Origin of the sequence: Brachybacterium squillarum M-6-3, assembly GCF_000225825.1 — a bacterium.
Taxonomy (GTDB): domain Bacteria; phylum Actinomycetota; class Actinomycetes; order Actinomycetales; family Dermabacteraceae; genus Brachybacterium; species Brachybacterium squillarum.
Genome location: NZ_AGBX01000001.1, coordinates 54,454 through 78,380 on the forward strand (window position 1 = coordinate 54,454; position 23,927 = coordinate 78,380).

Here is a 23,927-nt window from a genome sequence, read left to right on the forward strand (position 1 = left end):
GAGGGGCCGGGGCCGCAGGTCGCGGGCCCGGCGGCGCTCAGTGCGCGAAGTGGCGGGTGCCGGTGAGGTACAGGGTGACGCCGGCGGCGCGGCAGGCCTCGACGACCTCCTCGTCGCGGATCGAGCCGCCGGGCTGGACGATCGCGGAGACCCCGGCGTCGATGAGGATCTGAGCCCCGTCGGCGAAGGGGAAGAAGGCGTCGGAGGCGGCGACGGCGCCGCGGGCGCGCTCGGGGGCGTCCTCCCCCTCGGCGTGCTCGCCGAGGGTGTTGGCGCGGGCCACGGCGAGGCGGCAGGAGTCCAGGCGGTTCACCTGGCCCATCCCGATACCGACGGCCGCCGAGTCCTTGGCCAGCAGGATCGCGTTGGACTTGACGGCGCGCACGGCCCGCCAGGCGAAGGCGAGGTCGGCGAGGGTGGCGGCGTCGGCGGCCTCGCCCGCGGCGAGGGTCCAGGCGGCCGGGTCGTCCCCGGCGGCGTCGATCGCGTCGGCGTCCTGCACCAGGGTGCCGCCCCAGATGGGCCGCACCTCGAGGCCGCCGCGGGGCCGCTCGGGCACCTGCAGGATGCGCAGGTTCTTCTTGCCGCGCAGCAGCTCGAGAGCGTCCTGCTCGTAGCCCGGTGCCAGGATCACCTCGGTGAAGACCGGCTTCACCTGCTGGGCCATCGCGAGGGTGACGGGACGGTTGGCGGCGATCACGCCGCCGTAGGCGGAGACCGGGTCGGTGCCGTGGGCGCGGGCGTGAGCGGAGGCGATGTCCTCGCCCTCGGTCGCGACGGCGATGCCGCAGGGGTTGTTGTGCTTCATCACCACCACGCAGGGGGCGTCGTGATCGACAGCGGCGCGGGCGGCGGCGTCGGCGTCGACGTAGTTGTTGTAGCTCATGGGCTTGCCGCCCAGCAGCTCGGCGCCGGCCAGACCCGGCGCCTCGGGGTCGGTGACGGCGAGGCGGGCCCGCTGGTGGGGGTTCTCGCCGTAGCGCAGGGTGGTGGCGAAGCCGAGCTCGGCGGCCTCGGCCTCGGAGACGTCCAGCAGGTGGGTGGCGGAGACACCCGGACCCTCCGCGCCCTCGGCGGCGTCGGACTCCGCGGCGTCCTCGACCTGCGCGAGCATCCAGTCGGCGATCGCCGCGTCGTAGTCGGCGGTGACCTGGAAGGCGATGGAGGCGAGCTCCTGCCGCTCGGCGAGGGTGAAGCCGCCCTCGGCGGCGGCGCGGGCGGCCTGGGCGTAGCCCTCGGGCTCGACCACCACGGCCACGGAGGCGAAGTTCTTGGCGGCGCCGCGCACCATCGAGGGGCCGCCGATGTCGATCTTCTCGATGATCTCGGCGGCGCTGCCGCCGGCGGCGACGGTGTCGGCGAAGGGGTAGAGGTTCACCACCACCAGGTCGAAGGGGGCGATGTCGTGCTGCGCGAGCTGACTGCGGTGGTCCTCGAGCCGCTGGTCGGCGAGGATCCCGCCGTGGATGCGGGGGTGGAGGGTCTTCACCCGGCCGTCGAGCATCTCCGGGAAGCCGGTGACCTCCTCGACGGGGGTGACGGGCACCCCGGCCTCGCGCACGGTGGCGGCGGTGGAGCCGGTGGAGACGATCTCGGCGCCGGCGTCGTGGAGGGCCCGGGCCAGCTCCACCACCCCGGTCTTGTCGAAGACGGAGAGCAGGGCACGGCGGAGGGGGCGGCGGGTGTCGGTCACGGAGGGGCTCCTCGGGTCTCGGGGCGGCGGACGGACCCGGTGGTCACCGGATCCCCGCGGCGGGCACCCAGGCGGTCGATACCCCCACGCTGCTCACTCCCCGGTGATCACCCACCCGCGCCAGTCGTGTGCCCCCATCGTAGCGGGCGCACCGCGACGACCGTGCGGCTCAGCCGAGGCAGCGGCGGCGGACGACCTCGACCAGCAGCGGCTGCTCGACCTGCTTGATGCGGGCGTGCAGGGTCTCCTCGGTGTCGTCCTCGGCGACCGCCACGGCCGCCTGGGCGAGGATCCGGCCCGTGTCCACGCCGGCGTCGACGTCGATCACGGTGGCACCGGTGATCTTCACCCCGTGGGCGAGGGCGTCGCGCACGCCGTGGGCGCCGGGGAAGGAGGGCAGTAGCGCGGGGTGGGTGTTCAGGATGCGCCCGCCGTAGGTCTCGAGCAGGGGCGCGCCGAGCAGCTTCATGAAGCCGGCCAGCACCACCAGCTCCGGGTCGTGGGCGGCGACGGCCGCGGCCAGGGCGCGGTCCCAGGTCTCCCGGTCGGGGTGGTCGCGCAGGCGCACGATCTCGGTGGGGATGCCCTCGGCGCGGGCGAAGCCGAGCCCCGCGGCGTCCCGGTCGGCGATCACCGCGGCCACGTGGAAGGGGGCGCGGGGCTCGCGGGCGGCCGCGAGCAGGGCCTGCAGGGTGGAGCCGGTGCCGGAGATGAGGACGACGAGGGGGGTGGTCACCGGATCAGGCTAGCGCGGCCAGGACGCGGTCCGCCTCGTCGCCCGGGGCCCGCGGGGCCGGGCACAATGGTGCCGATGAGCGAGAACCCGCGGTCCCGATCCGGCGAGCACGGCCCCGTGCCGGCGGTGTCCCCGCGTCTGCTGGGCGCCCTGACCGTGCTGATGCTGGCCTCCTGGCTGCTGTCGATGGCCCCGCTGCCCTACTCCCTGTTCTCGGGGCTGACGGCACTGGGCGCCCTGGGGGTTCTGGTGCCGGTGGTGCTGCAGGCCTTCCGCCGCGGTCGCCGCGGGATGGCCGTGTTCGCGGCGGTGATCGGGGTGCCCGCCACCCTGATGATCGTCACCGGCGCGGTGGTCTCGCTGCTGTTCTACGGACCGATGGCCGAGCTGCAGGAGTGCCGGGCCGCCGCGATCACCGAACGGGCGCAGGCGCAGTGCGACGCCCAGGTGCAGGAGTCCGTGGCCGGCTGGCTGGCCGGCTGATCAGCGCGGCGCGTCCCCGTCGGACGTCTGCTCCGCGGAGGCGTCCCGATCGGTATCGGAGCCGGTGCCGCGCTCGGCGCGCTCGGTGTCCTCGGCGCGCTCCACCCGCTCCCGCAGGCGTCCGGGGGCCTCGCGCAGCCAGGCCCCGGCGCCGGTGCCCAGCAGGGCCACCACCGTCGCGGTGGAACCCACGGTGATACCGAGCAGCGGCAGCACCAGGCCGGGCAGCCGCGGACCCAGCTCCATCAGCCGCCCCTCGCCGATGCCGCCGGTGGCGAGCCCCGCGATCAGCAGCATCACCAGGGACACCGCGAGCGGGTAGGCCACCCAGGCGGTGATCCGCTCCCGCGTCCCCAGCGCGGCGGTGTCCCGCACCAGGCGCACGGCACCGAGGGCGACCACGGCCACCGGCACCGCCGGCAGGCCCCAGGACCACCAGGGCAGCTCGCCCGGGGCGGGCAGGGCCGCGAGGACCGGCAGCGCCGGCAGCACCCCGGTGGTGATCGAGCCCAGCGACAGCCCGGTCGCGGTGCCGACGGAGACCGTGCCCCCCACCAGCACGCAGGTCCCCCACACGGCGAACAGCGGCAGCAGGGCCAGCTGCAGCAGGGTCAGGACGAGGCCGCCGACGACGCCCGGGCCGAGCTGTTGGTGCAGGGCGGCCTCGGCGGGCAGGTGGGTGAGCATCAGCACCAGCACCAGGGCCATCCCGGCGCCCAGCAGGCCCAGCACGGCGATCGCGGTGCTGCGGGCGACCGCGTCGGCGGGGCTCGGCAGCAGGTCCAGCACCCGCACCCCGGGCACCGTGGAGGTGCCCTCGCGGCGCAGCGACCACAGCAGGCCGGTGAGGCCGCCGACGAGGGAGACCAGCGCCGCGGAGACCACCGCGGAGATCACCACCGGGGCGACCTCGCCGCCGCGGGAGGCGGCCGCCACCAGGCCCATCCCGGCGGCATACACGCCGGCGTAGGCGCCGAGCGCCCCGCCGGCGTCGCGCAGGGCGCGTTCGCGCAGCAGGCCGTCGGGCTCGACCAGCTCCAGGGCGGTGCCGACCCGGCGCATGCCGAGCGCGGCCACCAGGGCCAGCAGCAGGGTCAGGCCGAGCGGCGGCAGGGTGGCGCTGCCGGCGATCACCCCGGTGTCCAGCACCACCCCGCCGCCGTGGCCGAGGACCAGGAGGTTCAGGGCGATGAGGATCGCGTCCAGCACGCTCGCGGAGGACTCGGTGCCGGCCACCTGGGCGGTGAGGGCTGGCACCACGGCGATCGCCAGCGCCGTGCCCAGGGACACGGCGGCGGCGAGGATGCCCCGCACCAGGGGGGTCGCGATGCTCTCGCCGCTGTTGCTCACCAGCTGCTCCGTCCGGGGCTCGGGGAAGGTCGGGCCGTGCGTGGCGGACCGGGCACGGCGTGGTCCATGCTCGCACCCGCGGGGGTCCGCGGCGGGGATCCGCGCCGCCGGGGAGCGGACCCGGAGGTGGATCACGGTGACGCATAATGACACGGATGTCAGACGCTCCCCTGCACCCCGAGAACCCGGAGCTGTTCGTGCGCACCGTGCGCATCGAGGAGCCCGTGGAGCTGGCCGCGCACGTCCCCGCGGCGGTCAGCGCCGCCTGGATGCGGCACGGCCGCGGCCTGGTGGCCCTGGGCCGCGCCTGGGAGGTCCGCCCGAGCGGTGCGGAGCGCTTCGCGCAGGCCTCGACGGCCTACCGGGAGCTCGCCGCCCGGGCGCGGGTGGACGACGAGGTGCGCACCGCCGCCAGCGGCCTGGTGGCCCTCGGCTCCTTCTCCTACGCCGATTCCTCCCCGCGGCGATCGACGCTGCTGGTCCCGGAGGCGGTGCTCGGCGTCGACGACGGCGAGGCGTTCCTCACGGTGATCGGCCGCGGCAGGGAGCCGGAGCTGCCCGCCTCCTGGCGCGATCTGTTCCCCTCCACCCCGCCGTCGCCCGCGCGCGCCCCGGAGCTGGAGATCGATCCGGACCACACCCCCGAGGAGTACCAGGAGCTGGTGCGCCGCGCCGTGGCGGGGATCCGCGAGGGCGAGGCCCAGAAGGTGGTGCTCTCGGAGACCACCACGGTGCGCAGCGACGCGCCGGTGGTGCGGGCCAGGCTGCTGGCGGCCCTGGCCCGCGCCTACCCCAGCACCTGGGTCTACCTGGTGGACGACGTGATCGGCGCCAGCCCCGAGATGCTCGCCCAGACCGAGGACGGGCGGCTGTTCTCCCGGGTGCTGGCCGGCACCCGCTCGGTCGCCGACGACGGGGAGCTGGACGCCGAGGACCGCCGCGCCTTCCTGGCCGATCCCAAGGAGCGCTCCGAGCACGACTTCGCCCGCGACTCGGTGACCGGGCGCCTGGACACCGTGGCCGCCGAGGTGCACGCCTCCCCCGAGCCCTTCGTGCTGCGCCTGCCGGGCGTCGAGCACCTCGCCTCGGACGTCACCGCGACCCTGCTGCCGGGCGTGACGAGCCTGGACGTGGCCGCCCGGCTGCACCCCTCGGCGGCGGTCTCCGGCACCCCGCGGGAGGCCGCGGACGCGGTGATCGCGCGGCTCGAGGCCCGGGACCGCGGGGGCTACGCCTCCCCCGTCGGCTGGATGGACGCCCGCGGCGACGGCCAGTGGGCGATCGCCCTGCGGATGGCGCACCTGCTGGACGAGCGCGAGGTGCGGCTGCAGGCCGGCGGCGGACTGGTCGCGGCCTCCGACCCGGTCTCCGAGCACGCGGAGGCGCTGGCCAAGTGCCGCCCGATGCTGAGGGCGCTGCGCGGCGCGAGCGGCTGACCGCCCTGCCGCCCGTCGCTCAGGAGGACGCGGTGGTGGGGGTGATGGAGACGGTGCGCTCGCCGTCCTCGGCCATCACGGTGAGCTCGTGCTCGCTGCCGACCTCGAGGCCGCGCACCACCCCGGTGAGGGCGGCGGCGGAGCCGACGGGGGTGTCGTCCACGGCCACGATCACGTCACCCTCGCGCAGCCCGGCCTCGGCGGCCGGGGTGCCGCCCTCCACGGAGACGACGGCGGCGCCGGCGTGGGAGACCCCGCCGGAGGACACCTCGCCGTCCTGGGTGGTGACCCCGAAGTAGGCGAGGTCGGCGGTGCCGTCCTCGGCGAGCTGCTCGCCGATCATCCAGGCCGTGGAGGCAGGGATCGCGAAGCCGAGCCCGATGCTGCCGCTGGTCTCGCTGCTGCCGGGGATCCCGGCGATCGCGGTGTTGATGCCGACGACCTCCCCGGCGGCGTTGACCAGCGGGCCGCCGGAGTTGCCGGGGTTGATCGCGGCGTCGGTCTGGATGGCGGAGGTGTACGTGTCCTCGGAGCCGTCCTCCTCCTCGCCGGCGGTGGTGACGGGCCGGTTCAGCGCGGAGACGATGCCGGTGGTGACGGTGTTCTCCAGGCCGAGCGGGGTGCCGATGGCCATCACCTCCTCGCCGACGGCGAGCGCCTCGCTGTCGCCGACGGTGGCGGGCTGCAGGTCCTCCGGCGGGTCGGTGAGGCGCACCACGGCGAGGTCGGTGGTGTCGTCGGTGCCGACCACCTCGGCGGTGAAGCTGCGGCCGTCCGAGAGGGTCACCTCGACCTCGGTGGCACCGGTGACGACGTGGTTGTTGGTGAGGATGTTCCCGGCGGCGTCCATGATCACGCCGGTGCCGGTGGAGCTGCTCATGCCGCTGACGGTCTCGATCGCGACGGAGCTCGGGGAGACCTCCGCGGCGACGGCGCTCCAGTCGGGGTCGTCGATGCTGGTGGAGGCGGTGGCGGCCTCGTCCTCGTCCTCGGCGGTGCTGCTGGACGCGCTGGAGGTGCCGCGATCGGTGATCTGGTCCACGGCGACGGCGCCGCCCAGGGCGACACTCCCGCTGAGCAGCATGCCGGCGCCGACCAGCAGGACGGTGCCGCCCCAGCCGGGTCCGCGGCGCCGGGTGGCCGCGGCGGGGGTCGGAACGGCGGCCGGGGCGGCGGCGGAGGTGTGGGTGTCCTCGGGCGGCGGACCCCAGGGCTCGGCGGGTGCCGGGCCGGCCGAGGCCGCGGACCACGGGGCGGGGTCCGGCTGCCAGGCGTTGTGCGGGGCGGGCGCGTAAGGGGCCGGCTCCGGGGCGGCGGGGGCTGCCTCGGCGGGCGCCGGACGGGAGGCCTCGTACGGCGTCGGCGCGGCGGCGTAGGGCGTGGCGGCGCCGGGAGCCGGCGTGCCCTGCCCGTACCAGTCCGCGCCCGTGGTGCCGAGAGGCTCGGTGACGGGCTCCGGGTGCGGTCCCGGGGAGGTCGGCGGGGTGGGCGCGCCCTGCGGGTCGTGCGGCTGCTGAGGGGGATGGTTCTCGCTCACGGCGTCAGTGAATCCGTTCTTCCGTCACGTTCCCGGGCAGTGCGCTGGGGGCTTCCTGGACGAGGAGCACCCTGATCCCGGCGGCGGAGGCGGGCTCCTCCAGCAGCGCGGGCAGCCGCGCGGCGGTGGTGCGTTCGGCGCTGGCACCGAGCGCGGCGGCGACCGCGGCGATGTCGGCGCCGTGGGGGGTGGTGAAGAAGCGCCGCAGCAGCGGGGCGGGGGCGGCCGCGTGCTCGAGTCCGGCGAAGATGCGGCCGCCGTCGTCGTCGACCACGACCACGTCCAGCGCGGGCTGCTCCTCCGCGGGGCCGACCAGCAGCCCGGTGAGGTCGTGCAGGGCGGTGAGGTCGCCGCACAGCAGCCGCACCCGCCGCGGACCGTCCCCCGACGCGGCCCGGGCGAGAGCCACGCCGCCGGCCATCGAGGTGGTGCCGTCGATGCCGGCGAGGCCGCGGTTGGCGATCACCCGGGCCGCGGTGGGGCCGGCGTGGCGGTCGAGGTCGCGGACCAGCGAGGAGGAGCCGAGCACGAGCACATCCCCCTCCCCCGCGGCCTCCCAGACGGCGAGCGCGGCTTGGGCCTGCCAGGGCAGATCCTCCCGGGCGGTGGCGGCCTCGGCGCCCGCCTCGCGCCAGGCGGCGAGGTGCTCCTCGCGGGCGGCCGCCCCCGCGGCGTCGGGGCCGGGGGCGGTCAGGGCGGGCACGACCAGCCGGGCGCGGCGGGCGGCGTCGGGGTAGTCGGGCTGCGGGTCCACGACGATCACCTCGACGTCCTCGGCACCCAGCAGGCCGGAGACGACGGCACGCTGCAGGGTGGGGTGGCCGTGGACGACGGCGCGACGGGGGCGCAGGGGGTGGCTCGGATCGGCCATCACGGCGGCCAGCAGCTGCGGGGCGGCGGGGACCAGGGTGTCGCCGTCGCGGGCGCCCGAGGAGGGTTCGGCCAGCAGCGGCAGGCGATGGGCGGCGGCGAGCTCGCGGGCGGCGGGGCCGGCGCCGTCCCCGGCGACGATCACCGTGCGGGCGTCCAGGGGCAGGGAGACGGGGGTGGGGGCGGGGGGCGCGACCCGGTGGGTGAGCACGATCCGCTCCCCCGTCCCCTGGTCCCGGCCGTGCTCGGCGGGCACGAGCGGGTCGCGGAAACCGAGGTTCAGGTGGACCGGGCCGGGGTGGTCCCCGCGGGCGGCGGCCACGGCGCGGGCAGCGGTGGAGACCATCGTGCGCAGCTCGGCGGGGCTCGCGGCGCCGCCCCCGGGGGCGGGGAGGTCGACGGCGAGGCGGACGGCCCCGCCGAACAGCCCGACCTGGTCGGTGGTCTGGTTGGCACCGGTGCCGCGCAGCTCGGCGGGACGGTCGGCGGTGAGCACGAGCAGCGGCACCCGGGCGTGGTGGGCCTCCATCACCGCGGCGTGCAGGTGCGCGGTGGCGGTGCCGGAGGTGGTGGCGACGGCGGCGGGTCGGGACGGGTCCCAGCGGGAGATGCCGAGGGCAGTGAAGGCGGCGGAGCGTTCGTCGATCCGCACGTGCGCGCGCAGGCCCGTCGCGACCTGTTCGTCCTCGAGCGCGTAGACCAGCGGGGCGGAGCGGGAGCCGGGGGCGAGCACGAGGTCGCCGACGCCGAGTCCGGACAGCGCCCGCAGCAGGGCCGTGGCCGCCTGCACGGCGCCCGAGCCGCGGGACGGGGGGACCGTGATGTGGGCGGGCGCGGGGAGGCTGGACGGGTCAGCGGGCATGGGGGCAGTCTGTCATTCTCGGGGCATGGAGCCCTCTCCCGCCCCCGCTGCGTCCCGGCACGGCACGGTGCGTCTGCACGGTGTGCTGCGCTGCGCCGACGCCGAGGAGGCGCGGACCGTGACCCGCCACCTGCCTCAGCATCTGACCCTCACCCGGGCCGAGCCCGGCTGCCTGTCCTTGCGGGTCGAGCCGAGCGCGGAGCCCCTGGTCTGGGAGGTCGCCGAGGAGTTCGCGGACGCCGGGGCCTTCCGCGCCCACCAGCAGCGGGTGGCGGCCTCCGCCTGGGGCCGGGCCACCGCCGACATCGCCCGGGAGTACACGGTCGACGGGCTGCCCGAGGAGGGCGAGGAGGGCTGAGCGCGCCCGCCTCAGATCAGCGCGGCCACCTCGGCCAGGCGCCACTCCCACCGTTCCTCCGTCGCATCCGGGGCGGCGTGCCGTGCAAGCATCCCGGGGCTCGGCGCGGGCCGGGCGGCGGGGATCTCCCCGTCGACGGCGTGCAGCGGCTCCTCGACCAGGTCCCCGGTGAGCAGGGTCGCGGTCGCGAGGCCGCAGGCGTGCGGCAGCTGCGGCAGGGCGGCGGCCAGGGCCAGCCCGGCCGACAGCCCCACGCTGGTCTCGAGCGCCGAGGAGACCACCACGGGCAGGCCCGCCTGCTCGGCCAGCTCCAGGCAGCGGGCCACCCCGCCGAGCGGCTGCACCTTCATCACCAGCACGTCGGCGGCCTCGGCGCGGGCCACCCGCAGCGGGTCCTCGGCGCGGCGCACGGACTCGTCGGCGGCGATCGGCACGTCCAGCTCGCGGCGCAGGGCGGCGAGGTCCTCGATCGCGGCGCAGGGCTGCTCGGCGTACTCCAGGCCCCCGGCGGCGCGGTCCAGCAGCGGCAGTGCGGCGCGGGCCTGCTCGAGGTCCCAGGCGGCGTTGGCGTCGATGCGGATGCGGGCCTCGGGACCGAGGGCGTCGCGCACCGCCTCCAGCCGGTCGGCGTCCTCGGCGAGGGTGGAGGCCGGATCGGCCACCTTCACCTTCGCGGTCCGCGCGCCGCCCACCCGGGCCAGGCGGTGGGCGAGGGCGGGCGGCACCACGGGGATGGTGGCGTTGACGGGGACGGTGCCGCGCACGGGGTCGGGCCGCCCAGTGGTGGCGTCGGCGAGCGCGGCCCACAGCCAGGCGGCGGACTCGGCGGCGTCGTAGTCCAGGAAGGGGGAGAACTCCGCCCAGCCGGCGGGGCCGCGCAGCACCACGCCCTCCCGCTCGGTGATGCCGCGGAAGCGGGTGGTCATGGGGATCGCGAAGGCGTGGGCCTCCTCGATGCCGCGGTCGCGGAGGGTATCGGGGATGCGCATGGCCCCGAGGCTATCGAGGCGGCCCCGGACCTGCGGCATCGCGACATGCGGCGAGGCGGCCGCCCTCGGGGGGAGAGCTCCCGGGGGTGACCGCCTCGCGCGGGCCTCTCAGCCCAGATCCACCTCGGCGGTGTCCCCGAACCACATCGGGGTCATCTCGAGGGTGGTGACCTCCGCGCCCTCGGGCACGTCGTACAGGAGCACCCCGGTGTAGGTGTTGCCGGGGTTGACGCTCTCGATGATCAGCGGCTCGTCGAGGTACCAGTCGTCATCGGAGGTGGAGTACTCGGTGCCGGCGTCGTCGGTGAGCACGAAGTCCTCGGACCAGACCGAGACCTCCTCGTCACCCTGGTTGCTGACGGAGACGTGCACGAGGATGTACTCGCCCTGCGCCTCGGCCCCGAAGTACTCGTCGCCGATCGAGTCGACGCCGCGCTCGACCTCGGTGACGGTCAGCTCCACGCCGTCGACCGCGACGGGCTCGCCGATGCCGGCCGCCGCCGGGACCTCCTTGGCGGGAGGTTCTTCCGCAGTCGTCTCCTCCGCCGGGGCGTCCTCGGTGGTCTCCGCCGCCGCGGCCTCCTCCTCGGCGGGGGTCTCCTCCGACACGGCCGCCTCGTCCTCGACGGCCTCGGTGGTCTCCTCGACGGAGCTCGAGGAGGTGGTGGTGACGTCGGAGGTGGCGACGCTGACGCCGAGGTTCAGCAGGCCACCGCCCACGATCACGACGGCGCTGATGATCCAGGCCATGACCTTGTAGCGGTCGCGATCGGCCAGGGGTCGGCCGTAGCGGTCGTGGGAGGCGCCGGCGAGGTGCAGGATCAGGTCGACCAGCGCCCAGATGCCGCAGCCGCCGAGGGTGAACAGCTTGCCGAGGCCCAGGCCCACCTGGCCCAGGTATAAGCGGTCGATGCCGAGTCCGCCGAGGAACAGCGAGAGCAGCCAGGTGACGAGGAAGGACTTCGGCGGGATCGGCTGCCCGGTGCGCGGGTCGATCGGGCCGGGCACCGCGACACCGGCCGGGGCAGCCGGGGACCAGGCCGGGGCTCCGGGCGCGAGGGAGGGGCTGGGCTGCGCGGGGGGCGTCTGCTGGCCGTACGGGCTGGGCTGACCGTAGGGGCTGGGCTGACCGTAGGGGCTGGGCTGACCGTAGGGGCTGGGCTGACCGTAGGGGCTCTGCGGGGCGTAGGCGCCGCCCTGCGGGGCCGACGTGCCGGCGGGGCTCCCGTCTCCGTTCGAGGAAGCGGGCGGGGGCCAGGAGCCGGTGGGCTGCTGCCCGGCGGGTGACGTCGGCTCGCTGCCCTCGGGGGCGGGGCCGTACGGGGAGGTGGGTCCGGTGGACACGCGGTCTCCTCGGGGTCGGGCGTCGCGGGGGAAGCGCGTCGGGGGACGGGGAGGGGCTGCGGCGATGACGCCGCGGGACGGTCTCGGCGGCGGTGAACCGCGATGCCGCAGGTCAGCGACACTCCCACCATTGTTATGGAAACTTTGATGATTTCTGGCCGAGTGACCCGATCGTGACCGAGGGTGAGACACGCCGCACCGGGATAGCCCCGCTCCCCCGCAGCAGGCGTCACGCACCCCCCCGCACCATGCGCCGCGCGCCCCGGCTCTCCGGTTCTCCGGCGGCCCGCGAAAATCGGGCGCTCAGTGCGGGGTCCCTCCTCCAGGACGCTGTGACCCCTCGTCAGGCGCCCGATCTTCGCAGCGCCCGACAGGAATCATGGGTGGGGGACTGGCAGCTGGGCAGGAGCGGGGCACGGGACAGGGGCGGGACGGTCGAAAACAGGTGCGGGGCCAGGCCGACCGGGGCAGGATCCCGGTATGGACCCGGCTCCCCACGCACCGTCACCAGCACCCGCACCGTCACCGTCTCCTGCACCTGCACCTGCACCTGCACCTGCACCTGCACCTGCACCTGCGAGCGATCCCCCGTTTCCTCACTCCCCCTCCCCCGCCCCACTGCACCTGCGCCCGGTGCGTGAGGGGGATGCGGCGGCCGTGGCCGAGGCCTTCGCCTCCGCGGAGGACATGGGCCGCCAGGGGGACGTGCGCGACCTGCCTTCGGGGGAGCGCTATGTGACGTGGCTGCGCCAAGAGCCCCGGGAGGCGACCGCCGTCACCGATGCCGCGGACCGGATGATCGGCCTGGTGGGGATCACGATCGATCCGGCCAACCGATCCGGCTGGTTCTTCTCCTGGCTGCACGCGGCGTACCGGGGACAGGGACTCATGGCGCGGGCGGCGGGCTTCGTGCACGAGGGGACGGAGCGGGGGAAGTTCCTCATCGCCGGGCGCCGGGTGGACGTGCTCACCTGCGGCCGCCTGCGGAGCGATCCCCCTCCGCGCTGAGAACCGGCTCCGTGTGCACCAGCAACGCCCTATGAGCGGTCCTGGTGCACCGGGAGCCCGTTCTCAGCGCACGCCGCCGGGGAGAGAGGGACAGGGGCAGGCGGGAGACAGGGCGGAGCGTGGCAGCAGGGAATGGGACGAGGCGTGGCAGCGGGAAGTAGGACAGGGGCCGGGCCGGCCGGGGATACGCTGAGCGACATGACCGATGCCGCCGCTCCCCTGCCCGATCCGGTCTCCGAGACCTTCGACCCCCGACGCTGGCGGGACGTCCCGCCCGTCGAGCACGGGGGCCCGGCCTTCACCGACATCACCTACCACCGGGCCGTGGACCGCGGCGACGACCAGGCACGCGACCTGCCCTGCGTGCGCATCGCCTTCGACCGGCCCGAGGTGCGCAACGCCTTCCGCCCCCGCACCGTGGACGAGCTGTACCGCGCCCTCGACCACGCCCGTCTGGACCCCTCGGTGGGCGTCATCCTGCTGACCGGCAACGGCCCCTCCCCCAAGGATGGCGGCCGTGCCTTCTGCTCCGGCGGTGACCAGCGCATCCGCGGCCGCTCGGGCTACGAGTACGCCGAGCAGGAGGAGCTGGGCGACACCGCCGCAGTGCGCGCCCGCTCGGCCGGCCGACTGCACATCCTCGAGGTCCAGCGCCTCATCCGCACCACGGGCAAGGTGGTGATCGCCGTGGTCAACGGCTGGGCCGCCGGCGGCGGGCACTCCCTGCACGTGGTCGCGGACCTCTCGATCGCCTCCCGCGAGCACGCCCGCTTCAAGCAGACCGACGCGGACGTCGGCTCCTTCGACGGCGGCTTCGGCTCCGCCTACCTCGCCAAGCAGGTGGGCCAGAAGCGCGCCCGGGAGATCTTCTTCCTGGCCGAGGAGTACTCCGCGCAGGAGGCCTACGACTGGGGCGGCGTGAACCGGGTGGTGGACCACGCCGAGCTGGAGGACACCGCACTGGCGATGGCCGCGACCGTCGCCGGGAAGTCCCCGCAGGCGATCCGGATGCTGAAGTTCGCCTTCAACCTGGCCGACGACGGCCTGATGGGACAGCAGGTCTTCGCCGGCGAGGCCACCCGCCTGGCGTACATGACCGACGAGGCCGCCGAGGGCCGCGACGCCTTCCTGGACAAGCGCGCCCCCGACTGGTCCGCCTTCCCCCACCCGCAGGGCTGATGACCTCCCTGAGCGTGCCGACCGGGCCGTGGCTGCGGCCGCCCCCCTTCGACGGCTCGGCCGCGTCGATGGCCGCCCACGCGGCGGCGATCGGCGCCGTGATGGCGGGCGAGGGCCGGCTCTGGCTCGGGCCCGGGGACCCGCCCGCCTCCCTGCCCGCCGGGGCGGAGGACACGGTGCTGGTGGTGCCGACCTCCGGCTCCACGGGGGAGGCGAAGTCCGTCGCCCACCCGCTGCGCACGCTGCTGACCTCACAGGACGCCACCGCAGCCCTGTTCGAGGCCGAGGGGATCCCTGCTCAAGGGCACGGCCTCTGGCTGCCGCTGCTGCCGCCCACCCACATCGCCGGGGTGCAGGTGCTGGCCCGCGCCCACCGCACCGCCCAGGTGCACGGCCTGGACGCCCCGGCCCTGCCGGCGGAGCTGCCGGCGCTGGACGCCCACTTCGACGCGGCCCGCTTCGTGGCGCTCGCCGAGCCGGCCCTGGCCGCCGCGGAGGCCGCGGGTCTGCCGGCCTTCACCTCCCTGGTGCCCACCCAGCTCGGACGCCTGCTCAGCGGGGCCACCGCCGATCACGCCCGGGCCCGCGGCCTGCTGCGGCGCTTCGCCGCGATCCTGGTGGGTGGCGCCGCCACCCCGCGGGAGACCCTCGCCGCGGCCCGCGCGCGCCGCATCCCGGTGCGCACCACCTACGGCTCCTCGGAGACCGCGGGCGGCTGCGTCTACGACGGGGTGCCGCTGCCCAGGGTGCGCCTGCAGCTGACGGATCCCGCCGCGGCCGAGGACGGCTCCCGGGAGGGCCGCCTGCAGGTCGCCTCCCCCACCCTCGCCACGGGCCTGCTCGGCCCGGACGGCTCCCTCGACAGCTCCCCCTTCGCCGCCGTCGACGGGGAGCGGGTGCTGGTCACCAGCGACCTCGCCCGGATCGACGCCGACGGGACCCTGACCGTGCTGGGCCGGGCCGACGACGTCATCGTCACCGGCGGCCTCAAGGTGCTCCCGCAGGACGTGGAGCGGGCCGTGGAGGCCTCCCTGGTGCTGCGGGACCTGGTGACCGGCTGCATCGTCGTCGGCGTGGCGGACCCTGAGTGGGGGCAGCGGGTGGAGGCCCTGGTGACGCTCGGCCCCGGTGCCCGCCCCGAGGAGGCCACGGCCCTGCTGCGGTCCGCCCTGCGGATCACGGACCTGCCCGCCGCGGCGCTCCCCCGCCGGGTGCACGTGGTCGAGCAGCTGCCGCTGCGGGGCATCGGCAAGCCGGACCGGGCCGCCGCCCGGGACCTCGCCGCCGCCCGCTGAGCCCGCACCCTTCCCGCACCGCTCGCCCCCTCGCCCGCTTCCTCCGCACCCGCCCGGCTCCGGGGCCGACACGAGGGACGCCTCACGTGGCTGCCCGGCGGGTCGCCGCGGGCGCCGACGTATCCTCGATCAGGCCGCGCGCGCGGCCTGCCTCGACCGCCCCGACTTCCCCTCCCGAGGAGCACGATGGCCAGCCTCTCCCAGTGGGTGCAGGGCGCCCGCCCCCGCACCCTGCCCGCAGCCGTCGCCCCGGTGGCCGCCGGCACCGGTGCCGCGGTGCAGCAGCTCGCCCTCGACGGCGCGGTGCCCGCCTCCGTGGTGCTGCCGCGGGCCCTGCTGGCCCTGGCCGTGGCGCTGTGCCTGCAGATCGGCGTGAACTACGCCAACGACTACTCCGACGGCATCCGCGGCACCGACGACGACCGGGTGGGGCCCTTCCGCCTCACCGGTTCCCGCGCCGCCGCCCCGCGGGCCGTCAAGCGCGCCGCCGTGGGCAGCCTGGCCCTGGGCGGCCTGTTCGGGCTGATCCTCATCGCGGCGGCCGGCATGTGGTGGGCGCTGGTGATCGGCGCGGCCGCGATCGCCGCGGCCTGGTTCTACACCGGTGGGAAGAGGCCCTACGGCTATCTGGGTCTCGGGGAGCTGTTCGTCTTCGTGTTCTTCGGGCTGGTGGCCGTCAACGGCTCCGCCTACGCGATCGCCCAGCGGCCCGGCATCGTGCCGCTGCTGGTCTCGATCGCGATCGGCCTGCTGGCGGTCGCGATCATGCTGACCAACAACCTGCGGGACATCCCCACGGACCGTCTGGCCGGGAAGCGCACCCTGGCGGTGCGGCTCGGCGACCGCGGCACCCGGATCCTGTTCGCCGTGTGCCTGCTGGCGCCCTTCGCGCTGCTGATCCCGGTGATCGCCCACCACTGGCCGGCGGCGATCGCGCTGCTGGCGCTGCCGGCGGCGCTGCGCCCGGTGCGCACGGTGCTGGGCGGAGCCACCGGCCGTGGCCTGATCCCGGTGCTGGGGGCGACGGGGAAGCTGGAGCTGCTCTACGCCGTGCTGCTGATGGTGGGTCTGGTCCTCTGACCGGTCCGCGGGGCGCTCAGCGGCGCTCGCCCTCGGGCTGCTCCGCGGCGAGGGTCTCCGCCTCCACCTCGTCATCCTCGGGGTCCTGCCCTGCCTGCTCCTCGTCCTGCCCTGCTTGTCCGGGCAGGCTCGCGGGGCCGCGGCGGTCCTCGGGATCGGCGACGGTGGCGGCGTCCAGCAGGGCGTCCTCCTCCTCGGCGTCCTCATCGACCACGGCGCCGCGGCGCTCACGGCGGCGCTCGTCGGCGTCCTGCCAGCTGCGGGCGGCGGCCTCCCGGGGGCGGCGCAGGAACAGGATCGACAGCAGCATCGCGATCAGCGCGGCCAGCAGGCCGGCGAGGATGAGCCCGATGCCGACGGCGCTCAGCACCCACCACAGCACCAGCCACAGGGCCAGGCGGATCACGGAGAACAGGAGCACGGAGCGCATGGGCCCAGCGTAGAGGCCGCGGATGGGAGCGGGATGCACACCCCGCGTGCAGGGGCCGCCCCTAGACTCGGGGCATGGCACGTGCTCTCCTCGCCATCGTCTCGGTCGGCCTGACCGTCTTCGCGCTGGCCGACTGCATTCAGACGCACGAGTCCCGCCTGCGGGGCCTGCCGCGGTGGGCGTGGATCGTGCTGATCGTGCTGATCCCCTGGGTGGGCCCGCTCACCTGGATGCTGATCGGCAAGGAGCGCGGGGAGGACGGCGGCACCGCGACGCGGCGCAGCCCCCGTCGGCAGGGCCCGCTGGCTCCCGACGACGACCCCGAGTTCCTGCGTCGCCTGGACGAGGACATCCGCCGCGAGCGCCGGGACCGGCGCCGCGAGCAGGGAGACGACGACGGCGGGGACGGCACCGCGGGTCGCGCCGGCACCGGCTGAGCGAGGCCCCGCGGGTTCGGAGGCTCCGTCGGCCGGCGCTGCTCCGGCTCAGAGCCCCGAGTAGGAGTGCAGGCCGTTGATGACGGTGTTGACGATCGTGTAGTTGAAGACCACGGCGGTGAAGCCGGCCAGGGCCAGCCAGGCGGCGCGGCTGCCGCGGAAGCCGCCGGTGGCGCGGGCGTGCAGGTAGGCGGCGTAGATCACCCAGATGATGAAGGTCCACACCTCCTTGGGGTCCCAGCCCCAGTAGCGGCCCCAGGCGTCGCGCGCCCAGATCGCCCCGAAGATGAGGGTGAAGGTCCAGCAGACGAAGGCCACGGAGTGGATGCGGAAGCTCAGCGCCTCGAGGCTGGTCGAGGAGGGCAGACGGTCCAGCACCCGGCCGAATCCGCCCCAGTGGGCGGGATCGGCCTCGCCCTCGGTGCGGCGGGCGGCCAGGGCGCGCTCGTGGCGGGCGGTGAGCAGCTGCATCGCGGCGACCACGGCGCCGAGGATCGACAGGGCGGTGGCGAGCACGGCGACGCCGATGTGGATGACCAGCCAGTGGGAGTTCTGCAGGCTGGGGGTGAGCTCCGCGGCGGGCACGATCCAGAAGGTCTGCGCGGCCAGCAGGAGCAGCAGCACGGGGCCGACGACGAAGGTGCCGAGCGAGCGCAGCTCGCGGCGGCGCAGCGAGAAGATCAGGAAGGCGAGCATCACCACGGCGGAGCTGGTGGTCGCGAACTCGTACATGTTGGCCCAGGGCACGCGGGCGGTGGCCACGGCCCGCAGCACCACGCCGAGGGCGTGCAGCACCACGGCGGCGGAGCTGAGCAGGAAGGCGAAGGTCTGCGGGGACATGGATCCCGGGGCGGCCGGCTGCTCGGCGGGGGCCTCGGGCTCGGGCCGCTCCCCCGCCGCGTCACCGGGGCCGGCGCCGACGGTGGCGGGCACGGCGGCCTCGGCGCGGTCCTTCGCCTCCAGCCGGGCGTCGCTGCGGCGCTGCGAGGTGGAGGCGAGGTCGGCGGCGAAGCCGAGCAGCGCGAGCACGTACAGCACGATCGCGATGACGATGGAGAGGTTGGCGACCTCGGCCAGCTGCTGATCGATCACGGGGTGTCCCTCCCGGGGGTGGTGTCCTCCGCCGCGGACGGGGGATCGTCCGTGGGGGTCGTCTGCTCATCCTGCCCCGCGGACAGCCGCGCGGCCAGGGCGTGCACGTCGTCCTCGAGGGACGGGTCGTCGCTGCGGGCCAGCCCGGCGACCTCCATCACGGCGCCGCCTCCCTCGCGGGGCAGCACCCGCACCCACACCCGGCGGCGGGGCACGAACAGCGAGGCGATCAGGCCGGCGACGGCGGTGAGGGCGCCGATCAGCACCCAGCGCTCGAAGGGGTCGTGGGCCACGTCGAAGGCGGCGTAGCGGCGCACCCCGTCGAAGCTGAGGGTGGAGCCGTCCGGCAGGGTGATCTCCTCGCCCTGGTAGAGCCGCACCAGGACGGGGGTGTCCTCGCCCTCCTCGGTGAGCGGCTCCAGCGTGGAGACGTCGACCTCGTAGGCGTTGGGCAGCTCGTCGCCGTCCAGGCCCAGGTCGCCCTGGTAGACGGTGACCACGACCTGCGGGTCCAGCAGATCGGGGTAGACGGAGTGGGGGCCGTTCTCGTCGATCTCGCCGGTGGGCAGGAAGTAGCCGACGACGGCGGTCTGTTCGGGCTGGGCGTCGGGGGCCTTCATCACCAGCTGCGAGGTGTAGCCGGTGTCGCCGAGCGGCACGGTGATCTGCGGACCCTCGGCGACGACGTTGCCCTCGGGGTCGGTGAGGGTGACCTCGGGGGCGTAGCCGTTGCCGAGCAGGTACATGGAGGCGCCCTCGACCCGCAGCGGCCTGTTGACCTCGACGGTCTGGGTGGTGGGCTCCCCGTCGGGGGTCACCACGGACACGTCGGCCTCGAAGCTGGTGGGCTGGCCGAAGTTCTGCGGGGTCTGGGTGGTGTTGTAGGTGGCCCGGAAGTCGTCCAGGGTGAGCTGGAAGGAGGGGAGGTCGGCGCTGTCGTACCAGGCGCCGGACTCGAAGGAGTCGTACTGGGTGAGCGAGTTGGAGAAGCCGCCGCCCTCGATCACGGTGATCTGGCCGCGGTAGGAGGTGAGCTGGCCGCCGGCGATGCAGACCAGCACCACCACCAGGGAGACGTGGAACAGCAGGTTGCCGGTCTCGCGCAGCAGGCCGCGCTCGGCGCTGACGGAGGCGGCGCCGCGGGCCTCCTCGCGCCGCTCGGTGCGGTAGCGGGAGCGGCGCAGGGACTTCTGCGCGGCCGCGAGCAGCTCCTCGGCGTCCGCCCCGGGCAGCTCCACCCGGGTGTGGCCGACGAAGCGGGTCAGCCTGGCGGGGGTGCGCGGGGGCTTCGAGCGCAGCTGACGGGCGTGGACCATCACCCGCGGGACGATGCAGCCGATCAGGGAGACGAACAGCAGCAGGTAGATGGCGGAGAACCAGGGGGAGCTGAAGACCTCGAAGAAGCCCAGGGTGTCCAGGATCTCGCCCCAGCGACCGTTCTCGGCGAGGTACTGCTCGGTCAGCGCGGGGTTCACGCTGCGCTGCGGGTAGAGGGAGCCGGGGACGGCGGCGACGGCCAGCAGCATGAGCAGCACCAGGGCGGTCTGCATGCTGGTGAGCTGGCGCCAGAGGAACAGCAGGGTGCCCCGCAGCCCGAGCGCGGGGACGCTCACGGGGGCCTGCTTGCTGGACCAGCGGCCGGAGGTCTCCCCCGAGGCGTCGGAGGCGACCTGGCTGTCCGGGGCCTGCTCACCCGCGGGCTCCTCGGCCGGGACGTTCTCAGCCGGAGCCTTGTCAGCGGGGCTGCGGTCCGTGCGGTTCTTGCGCGCCATCACACCACCGGGTCGAAGGTCGAGATCACGGTACCCAGATCATTCATCCAGGCGGTCCACTGGCCGGTCAGCAGCAGCACGCCGATCGCGATCAGCAGCGCCCCGGAGAGCAGGCCGATGGTGCGACGGTGCCGGGTGAGGGCCCGGGACAGGCCCAGCGCGCGCTCGAAGAGCAGGGCGAAGAGCACGAAGGGGATGCCGAGGCCGAGTGAGTAGGCCAGGGCGAGGATGCCGCCGCGCAGGGCGGCCCCGCCGCCCGCGCCGCCGTCCAGGGACAGCGCGACGATCGCGGCGTAGGTGGGTCCGATGCAGGGCGTCCAGCTGAGCCCGAAGACCAGGCCCATCACGGGAGCGCCCCACAGGCCCGGGTCGGGCTTGCGGCCCTGCAGCCGGGCGGTGCCGGACAGGGCCGGGAACACGCCCATGAACAGCAGGCCCATGGCGATGACGACCACCCCGGCGATGCGGGTGATCCACACCTGATGGGCCTGCAGCAGGTAGCCGAGGGTCCCGGCGAAGCCGCCGAGGATCATGAACACGACGGTGAAGCCTGCCACGAACAGGGCCGAGCCGAGCAGCATCCGGGTGCGGGAGCTGCGGCCCGCTCCCCCGCTGCCCCCGCGGGGCGCCTGCGCGCCGACGGTGCCTGCGGTGGCGCCCTGCCCGGCCAGGCCGGAGACGTAGCCGAGGTAACCGGGCACGACGGGCAGCACGCAGGGCGAGAGGAAGGCGACCAGGCCCGCGGCCGCCGCGACGGCCACCGCGAGCAGCAGGGAGCCGGAGAGCGCGGTGGCGGAGAAGGCGGAGCCGAGGTCGGAGAGGTTCACTGCTCCTCCAGCACCGCGTCGATCATGGCGCGCAGCACGGAGGGGTCGGCGGCACCGGAGATGCGTCCGGCCACCCGACCCTCGGGGTCGAGCACGAGGGTGGAGGGCACCGCATTGGGGGCCACCTCGCCGCGGAGGTCGTACATGATGCTGGCGTCGAGGTCGGGCAACGAGGGGTAGGTGATGCCGTACTGCTCCTCGAAGGCCTGGGCGGGCCCGACCTCGTCGCGCACGTTGACACCGATGAAGGAGACGCCGCGGTCGGCGTAGTCCTCGTGGATGGCCTGCAGCTCGGGGGCCTCCTTGCGACAGGGCGGGCAGGAGGCGTACCAGACGTTGACGATCAGCACCTCGCCGCGGGCGTCCGCGGCGGCGAAGTCCTCCCCCGCGTAGGTGGTGCCGGAGAACTCGAGGGCCTCGCCCCGGTCGGCGGGCTCGATCTCGGTGGTGACGCCGTCGCCGGAGACGTAGCCGGTCTCGTAGCGCTCGGAGGTGTCGGTGCCACCGCAGGCGGCCAGCAGGGCGGTCCCGGCGAGGGACCCGGCAGCGGCGAGCAGGCGGCGGCGGGAGGGGCCGCTCACGTGAGCTTCCCGCCGGTGGCGTCGACCGCGTCGGCGTAGAGCTCGGCGGCGGGCTCGGCGTAGTCGACCCCGGCCAGGTGGGGGCCGACGAAGCGGAAGCTGGTCACGGAGCACAGGCCGCACTGGCGGCGGCGGGGGTCGTGCACGAGGGGCTTGCCCTGGGCGCTGCGGCGGGTGAGCCAGATGGGCAGCTGGTGCAGCACGAGCACGGCCTCGTGACCTTCGGCCTCGGCGCGCGCGGCGTGCATGGCGGCGGTGACCCGCTCGACCTGCGCGGCGTAGGGCTCCCCCCAGGAGGGCTTCAGCGGGTTCACGAAGTGGCGCCAGTTGCGGGGATCGGTGAAGCGGGCCTCGCCGTGGCCCATGCGCTGGCCCTCGAAGTGGTTGGCGGACTCGATGAGCCGCTGGTCCGTCTCGACGGGCAGGTCGTGGGGTGCGGCGATGGGGGCCGCGGTCTGCTGGGCCCGCAGCAGCGGGGAGGCGCGCACGAGCGTCACGTCGCGATCGGCCAGGTGTCCCCCGGCCAGCTCGGCCATCGCCTCCCCGCGCTCGCTGAGGCGGTACCCGGGCAGGCGTCCGTAGAGGATCCGCTCGGGATTGTGCACCTCGCCGTGGCGGACGAGGTGGACGGTGGTGGTGGTCATCGGTGGGCTTCCTCCGTGGGGCTCGCAGCGGCCTCACGGTACCAACCGAACCTGCGGATCAGCCCGGGGCGGACTCGTCCTCGTGAGCAGGCGGACACCCCAGGTCGATGGGTGCGTCGGCGGGCAGCGTGCGCCCGAGGATGCGACCCAGCTCGAGGAAGTCGTCGTGGCCGACGACGTCCAGCAGCAGCTCGCGCACGGAGCGCACGTGGGTGGGGGCCGCGGCGTGCAGCAGCGCCCGCCCGGACTCGGTCAGCTGGGCCTGACGACCGCGGCCGTCCTCGGCGCAGCGCACCCGCTCCACCAGCCCGCGCCGTTCCATGCGGGAGACGGTGTGGGTGAGGCGGGAGCGGGAGTGGACCACCTTGTCGGCGAGGTCGGACATCCGGATGGCGCCTCCCTCGGTCTCGGACAGGCGCACCAGGATCTCGTACTCGGCCAGGGACAGGTCGATCTCGGGATCCTGCCCCAGCACCTCGGCGAGGCGCTCGGTCAGCAGGGTGGTCGCGTACAGGAACCGGCGCCAGGCCTCCTGCTCGTCACGGCTGAGCCACAGCTCCTCCGGGGTCGACGCCCCGGAATGCCCCGCGGTTGACAACGTGGCATGCATCACGTTCTCCTGTTCTCTCGGGAGCCCCATCTTGTCAGACCTCTCCAATCTAGTTTAGATTTCAAACATAAGCCAGCGGGTGGGTGAGCCCGACCTGCTGGGCATATCGTCACAAAGGAGAACCCCATGAGCGACCTCACTCCCGGAACGTGGACGCTGGACCCCGCCCACACCACCGTCGGCTTCACCGTCCGTCACGCCGGCATCTCGAAGGTGCGCGGCACCTTCGGCGACCTCGAGGGCACCCTCGTCGTGGGCCAGGGCGGCGATGACCTGCGATTCGAGGCCACCCTGCAGACCGCCTCGGTCTCCACCGGCAACGCCGACCGCGACGGTCACCTCAAGAGCGCCGACTTCTTCGACGCCGAGACCTTCCCCGAGATCCGCTTCGTCTCCACCGAGATCTCCGGCGACTCCCTCACCGGCGAGCTGACCATCCGCGACGTCACCAAGCCGGTCACCCTCGACTTCTCCTACGAGGGCGCCGCCACCGATCCCTTCGGCACCTACCGTGCGGGCTTCACCGGCGAGACCACCATCTCCCGTAAGGAGTTCGGGCTGACCTGGAACGCCGCCCTCGAGGCCGGCGGCGTGCTGGTCTCCGACGAGGTGAAGATCCAGATCGAGGCCGAGTTCACGGCTCCCGCCGCCGCCTGATCCCCCCGGGGAGCCCCGCTCCCCCACGCCCGGGCCGTCCGCTGTCGCAGCGGGCGGCCCGTCGCGCGTCACGTCCTGTCCTGTCGCGCGTCGTCCCGTCTCGTCCGGACCCCTGGATAGGCTCGGCCCCATGAGCAGCCCCCGCATCCCCTCCCCGCACGACCGGGACGCCCGCGTCCTGTACCTGACCCGGGAGGGCTGCCACCTGTGCGAGGAGGCGCTGCCCGTGGTGCGGGCCGAGGCCGACCGCGCCGGCACCGTGGTGGAGGTGCGCGACATCGACGCCGAGGGCGAGGGCTCGGCCCTGCAGCGCGACTGGGACCACGACGTCCCGGTGGTCATCGTCGACGGCGCCGTGCACGCCCGCTACCGGGTGGACGCCGCGGACCTGCGCGGAGCGCTCGCCCGCCGTCCGCTGTGGCGGCGCCTGCTGCGGCGCTGAGTCCCCACCGCTCACCCCGGGCCCCACAGGCCCCCGGGCAAGGAGAAGCCCCCGCCGTCCGGCGGGGGCTTCTCCGTGCGAGACCGGTGGTCTCAGGCGCTCACTTCTTGTTGCGGCGCTGGTGACGGGTCTTGCGAAGCAGCTTGCGGTGCTTCTTCTTGGACATGCGCTTGCGACGCTTCTTGACGACGGAACCCATGGGTACCTCGCGTTCT

At 74.9% G+C, this 23,927-nt stretch carries 25 protein-coding genes and 1 riboswitch; of the genes, 10 read left to right on the forward strand and 15 right to left on the reverse strand.

Annotated features, from left to right (window positions below):
* Window positions 1–37: 37 nt before the first annotated feature.
* The gene (gene purH / locus OM98_RS00300; protein WP_010532558.1) at window positions 38–1,693 is read right to left on the reverse strand and encodes a bifunctional phosphoribosylaminoimidazolecarboxamide formyltransferase/IMP cyclohydrolase; all 1,656 of its coding nucleotides are present in this window, start codon (window positions 1,691–1,693) and stop codon (window positions 38–40) included.
* Window positions 1,694–1,751: 58 nt separating this feature from the next.
* Window positions 1,752–1,831: riboswitch (ZMP/ZTP riboswitch) on the reverse strand.
* 31 nt (window positions 1,832–1,862) lie between these two features.
* A complete protein-coding gene (gene purN, locus OM98_RS00305) occupies window positions 1,863–2,429 on the reverse strand; it encodes a phosphoribosylglycinamide formyltransferase (protein WP_010532559.1) in 567 nt (188 codons plus the stop codon).
* 75 nt (window positions 2,430–2,504) lie between these two features.
* On the opposite strand from purN, the gene OM98_RS00310 reads away from it, so the two are divergent.
* Window positions 2,505–2,912, forward strand: coding sequence for a hypothetical protein (locus OM98_RS00310; protein ID WP_010532560.1), 408 nt, complete (start codon window positions 2,505–2,507; stop codon window positions 2,910–2,912).
* On the opposite strand, the gene OM98_RS00315 is transcribed toward OM98_RS00310, so the two are convergent.
* A complete protein-coding gene (locus OM98_RS00315; protein WP_010532561.1) occupies window positions 2,913–4,262 on the reverse strand; it encodes a cell division protein PerM in 1,350 nt (449 codons plus the stop codon).
* A 155-nt stretch (window positions 4,263–4,417) separates the two neighbouring features.
* Here OM98_RS00315 and OM98_RS00320 point away from each other — a divergent pair, with 155 nt between their 5' ends.
* On the forward strand, window positions 4,418–5,698 hold the full coding sequence (locus OM98_RS00320) for an isochorismate synthase (protein WP_010532562.1): 1,281 nt from the start codon (window positions 4,418–4,420) through the stop codon (window positions 5,696–5,698).
* A 19-nt stretch (window positions 5,699–5,717) separates the two neighbouring features.
* Here OM98_RS00320 and OM98_RS00325 read toward each other — a convergent pair whose 3' ends face one another.
* Window positions 5,718–7,235, reverse strand: coding sequence for a S1C family serine protease (locus tag OM98_RS00325; protein ID WP_010532563.1), 1,518 nt, complete (start codon window positions 7,233–7,235; stop codon window positions 5,718–5,720).
* 4 nt (window positions 7,236–7,239) lie between these two features.
* Window positions 7,240–8,967, reverse strand: a complete 1,728-nt coding sequence (menD, locus tag OM98_RS00330) for a 2-succinyl-5-enolpyruvyl-6-hydroxy-3-cyclohexene-1-carboxylic-acid synthase (protein ID WP_010532564.1) — start codon at window positions 8,965–8,967, stop codon at window positions 7,240–7,242.
* A gap of 25 nt (window positions 8,968–8,992) precedes the next feature.
* On the opposite strand from menD, the gene OM98_RS00335 reads away from it, so the two are divergent.
* The gene (locus OM98_RS00335; protein WP_010532565.1) at window positions 8,993–9,325 is read left to right on the forward strand and encodes a putative quinol monooxygenase; all 333 of its coding nucleotides are present in this window, start codon (window positions 8,993–8,995) and stop codon (window positions 9,323–9,325) included.
* A gap of 11 nt (window positions 9,326–9,336) precedes the next feature.
* Here OM98_RS00335 and OM98_RS00340 read toward each other — a convergent pair whose 3' ends face one another.
* Window positions 9,337–10,314 (reverse strand): o-succinylbenzoate synthase, encoded by a 978-nt coding sequence (locus OM98_RS00340; RefSeq protein WP_010532566.1) that lies wholly within the window; start codon window positions 10,312–10,314, stop codon window positions 9,337–9,339.
* Window positions 10,315–10,422: 108 nt separating this feature from the next.
* On the reverse strand, window positions 10,423–11,658 hold the full coding sequence (locus tag OM98_RS14920) for a DUF4352 domain-containing protein (protein WP_010532567.1): 1,236 nt from the start codon (window positions 11,656–11,658) through the stop codon (window positions 10,423–10,425).
* A 480-nt stretch (window positions 11,659–12,138) separates the two neighbouring features.
* On the opposite strand from OM98_RS14920, the gene OM98_RS00355 reads away from it, so the two are divergent.
* The 4 genes from OM98_RS00355 (at window position 12,139) to OM98_RS00370 (ending at window position 16,220) form a co-directional block, all read left to right on the forward strand.
* Window positions 12,139–12,666: a GNAT family N-acetyltransferase gene (locus OM98_RS00355; RefSeq protein WP_083837653.1), complete on the forward strand. Its 528-nt coding sequence runs from the start codon at window positions 12,139–12,141 to the stop codon at window positions 12,664–12,666.
* Between the two features lie 198 nt (window positions 12,667–12,864).
* Complete coding sequence (locus OM98_RS00360) at window positions 12,865–13,845, forward strand: 1,4-dihydroxy-2-naphthoyl-CoA synthase (protein ID WP_010532570.1); 981 nt, start codon at window positions 12,865–12,867, stop codon at window positions 13,843–13,845.
* Window positions 13,845–15,140 carry an AMP-binding protein gene (locus OM98_RS00365; protein ID WP_010532571.1) on the forward strand — a complete coding sequence of 432 codons (1,296 nt, stop codon included), beginning with the start codon at window positions 13,845–13,847 and terminating at the stop codon, window positions 15,138–15,140. Before OM98_RS00360 ends, OM98_RS00365 begins: the two co-directional genes overlap by 1 nt.
* Window positions 15,141–15,326: 186 nt before the next feature.
* Complete coding sequence (locus tag OM98_RS00370; protein WP_010532572.1) at window positions 15,327–16,220, forward strand: 1,4-dihydroxy-2-naphthoate polyprenyltransferase; 894 nt, start codon at window positions 15,327–15,329, stop codon at window positions 16,218–16,220.
* A 16-nt stretch (window positions 16,221–16,236) separates the two neighbouring features.
* On the opposite strand, the gene OM98_RS00375 is transcribed toward OM98_RS00370, so the two are convergent.
* Window positions 16,237–16,650, reverse strand: a complete 414-nt coding sequence (locus tag OM98_RS00375) for a DUF4229 domain-containing protein (protein WP_010532573.1) — start codon at window positions 16,648–16,650, stop codon at window positions 16,237–16,239.
* Window positions 16,651–16,724: 74 nt separating this feature from the next.
* Here OM98_RS00375 and OM98_RS00380 point away from each other — a divergent pair, with 74 nt between their 5' ends.
* Window positions 16,725–17,087: a PLD nuclease N-terminal domain-containing protein gene (locus tag OM98_RS00380; RefSeq protein ID WP_010532574.1), complete on the forward strand. Its 363-nt coding sequence runs from the start codon at window positions 16,725–16,727 to the stop codon at window positions 17,085–17,087.
* 48 nt (window positions 17,088–17,135) lie between these two features.
* Here OM98_RS00380 and ccsB read toward each other — a convergent pair whose 3' ends face one another.
* From ccsB to OM98_RS00410, 6 genes are read right to left on the reverse strand one after another with little or no spacing between them, the layout of a single operon-like run.
* Window positions 17,136–18,179 (reverse strand): c-type cytochrome biogenesis protein CcsB, encoded by a 1,044-nt coding sequence (gene ccsB / locus OM98_RS00385; protein ID WP_010532575.1) that lies wholly within the window; start codon window positions 18,177–18,179, stop codon window positions 17,136–17,138.
* A complete protein-coding gene (gene resB / locus OM98_RS00390; RefSeq protein ID WP_010532576.1) occupies window positions 18,176–19,951 on the reverse strand; it encodes a cytochrome c biogenesis protein ResB in 1,776 nt (591 codons plus the stop codon). Before resB ends, ccsB begins: the two co-directional genes overlap by 4 nt.
* Complete coding sequence (locus tag OM98_RS00395; protein WP_010532577.1) at window positions 19,951–20,778, reverse strand: cytochrome c biogenesis CcdA family protein; 828 nt, start codon at window positions 20,776–20,778, stop codon at window positions 19,951–19,953. Before OM98_RS00395 ends, resB begins: the two co-directional genes overlap by 1 nt.
* Complete coding sequence (locus tag OM98_RS00400) at window positions 20,775–21,359, reverse strand: TlpA family protein disulfide reductase (protein WP_010532578.1); 585 nt, start codon at window positions 21,357–21,359, stop codon at window positions 20,775–20,777. Before OM98_RS00400 ends, OM98_RS00395 begins: the two co-directional genes overlap by 4 nt.
* Window positions 21,356–22,003, reverse strand: coding sequence for a histidine phosphatase family protein (locus OM98_RS00405; RefSeq protein ID WP_010532579.1), 648 nt, complete (start codon window positions 22,001–22,003; stop codon window positions 21,356–21,358). Before OM98_RS00405 ends, OM98_RS00400 begins: the two co-directional genes overlap by 4 nt.
* Before the next feature lie 58 nt (window positions 22,004–22,061).
* Entirely contained in the window at window positions 22,062–22,613 is a 552-nt protein-coding gene (locus OM98_RS00410; protein ID WP_010532580.1) for a MarR family winged helix-turn-helix transcriptional regulator, read from the reverse strand.
* A 126-nt stretch (window positions 22,614–22,739) separates the two neighbouring features.
* On the opposite strand from OM98_RS00410, the gene OM98_RS00415 reads away from it, so the two are divergent.
* Complete coding sequence (locus tag OM98_RS00415) at window positions 22,740–23,270, forward strand: YceI family protein (RefSeq protein ID WP_010532581.1); 531 nt, start codon at window positions 22,740–22,742, stop codon at window positions 23,268–23,270.
* A gap of 130 nt (window positions 23,271–23,400) precedes the next feature.
* Complete coding sequence (locus OM98_RS00420; RefSeq protein WP_010532582.1) at window positions 23,401–23,712, forward strand: glutaredoxin family protein; 312 nt, start codon at window positions 23,401–23,403, stop codon at window positions 23,710–23,712.
* A 100-nt stretch (window positions 23,713–23,812) separates the two neighbouring features.
* Here the strand turns inward: OM98_RS00420 and OM98_RS14925 are convergent, their stop codons facing one another.
* The gene (locus tag OM98_RS14925) at window positions 23,813–23,911 is read right to left on the reverse strand and encodes a 30S ribosomal protein bS22 (protein ID WP_019174583.1); all 99 of its coding nucleotides are present in this window, start codon (window positions 23,909–23,911) and stop codon (window positions 23,813–23,815) included.
* Window positions 23,912–23,927: the final 16 nt, after the last annotated feature.

Excerpts from the sequence above, each read along its gene's own strand:
- OM98_RS00310 (WP_010532560.1), top strand. The coding sequence starts at position 2,505 with ATGAGCGAGAACCCGCGGTCCCGATCCGGCGAGCACGGCCCCGTGCCG.
- OM98_RS00320 (WP_010532562.1), top strand. The coding sequence starts at position 4,418 with ATGTCAGACGCTCCCCTGCACCCCGAGAACCCGGAGCTGTTCGTGCGC.
- menD (WP_010532564.1), bottom strand. The coding sequence starts at position 8,967 with ATGCCCGCTGACCCGTCCAGCCTCCCCGCGCCCGCCCACATCACGGTC.
- OM98_RS00335 (WP_010532565.1), top strand. The coding sequence starts at position 8,993 with ATGGAGCCCTCTCCCGCCCCCGCTGCGTCCCGGCACGGCACGGTGCGT.
- OM98_RS00340 (WP_010532566.1), bottom strand. The coding sequence starts at position 10,314 with ATGCGCATCCCCGATACCCTCCGCGACCGCGGCATCGAGGAGGCCCAC.
- OM98_RS00355 (WP_083837653.1), top strand. The coding sequence starts at position 12,139 with ATGGACCCGGCTCCCCACGCACCGTCACCAGCACCCGCACCGTCACCG.
- OM98_RS00360 (WP_010532570.1), top strand. The coding sequence starts at position 12,865 with ATGACCGATGCCGCCGCTCCCCTGCCCGATCCGGTCTCCGAGACCTTC.
- OM98_RS00365 (WP_010532571.1), top strand. The coding sequence starts at position 13,845 with ATGACCTCCCTGAGCGTGCCGACCGGGCCGTGGCTGCGGCCGCCCCCC.
- OM98_RS00370 (WP_010532572.1), top strand. The coding sequence starts at position 15,327 with ATGGCCAGCCTCTCCCAGTGGGTGCAGGGCGCCCGCCCCCGCACCCTG.
- OM98_RS00375 (WP_010532573.1), bottom strand. The coding sequence starts at position 16,650 with ATGCGCTCCGTGCTCCTGTTCTCCGTGATCCGCCTGGCCCTGTGGCTG.
- OM98_RS00380 (WP_010532574.1), top strand. The coding sequence starts at position 16,725 with ATGGCACGTGCTCTCCTCGCCATCGTCTCGGTCGGCCTGACCGTCTTC.
- resB (WP_010532576.1), bottom strand. The coding sequence starts at position 19,951 with ATGGCGCGCAAGAACCGCACGGACCGCAGCCCCGCTGACAAGGCTCCG.
- OM98_RS00405 (WP_010532579.1), bottom strand. The coding sequence starts at position 22,003 with ATGACCACCACCACCGTCCACCTCGTCCGCCACGGCGAGGTGCACAAT.
- OM98_RS00410 (WP_010532580.1), bottom strand. The coding sequence starts at position 22,613 with ATGCATGCCACGTTGTCAACCGCGGGGCATTCCGGGGCGTCGACCCCG.
- OM98_RS00415 (WP_010532581.1), top strand. The coding sequence starts at position 22,740 with ATGAGCGACCTCACTCCCGGAACGTGGACGCTGGACCCCGCCCACACC.
- OM98_RS00420 (WP_010532582.1), top strand. The coding sequence starts at position 23,401 with ATGAGCAGCCCCCGCATCCCCTCCCCGCACGACCGGGACGCCCGCGTC.
- OM98_RS14925 (WP_019174583.1), bottom strand. The coding sequence starts at position 23,911 with ATGGGTTCCGTCGTCAAGAAGCGTCGCAAGCGCATGTCCAAGAAGAAG.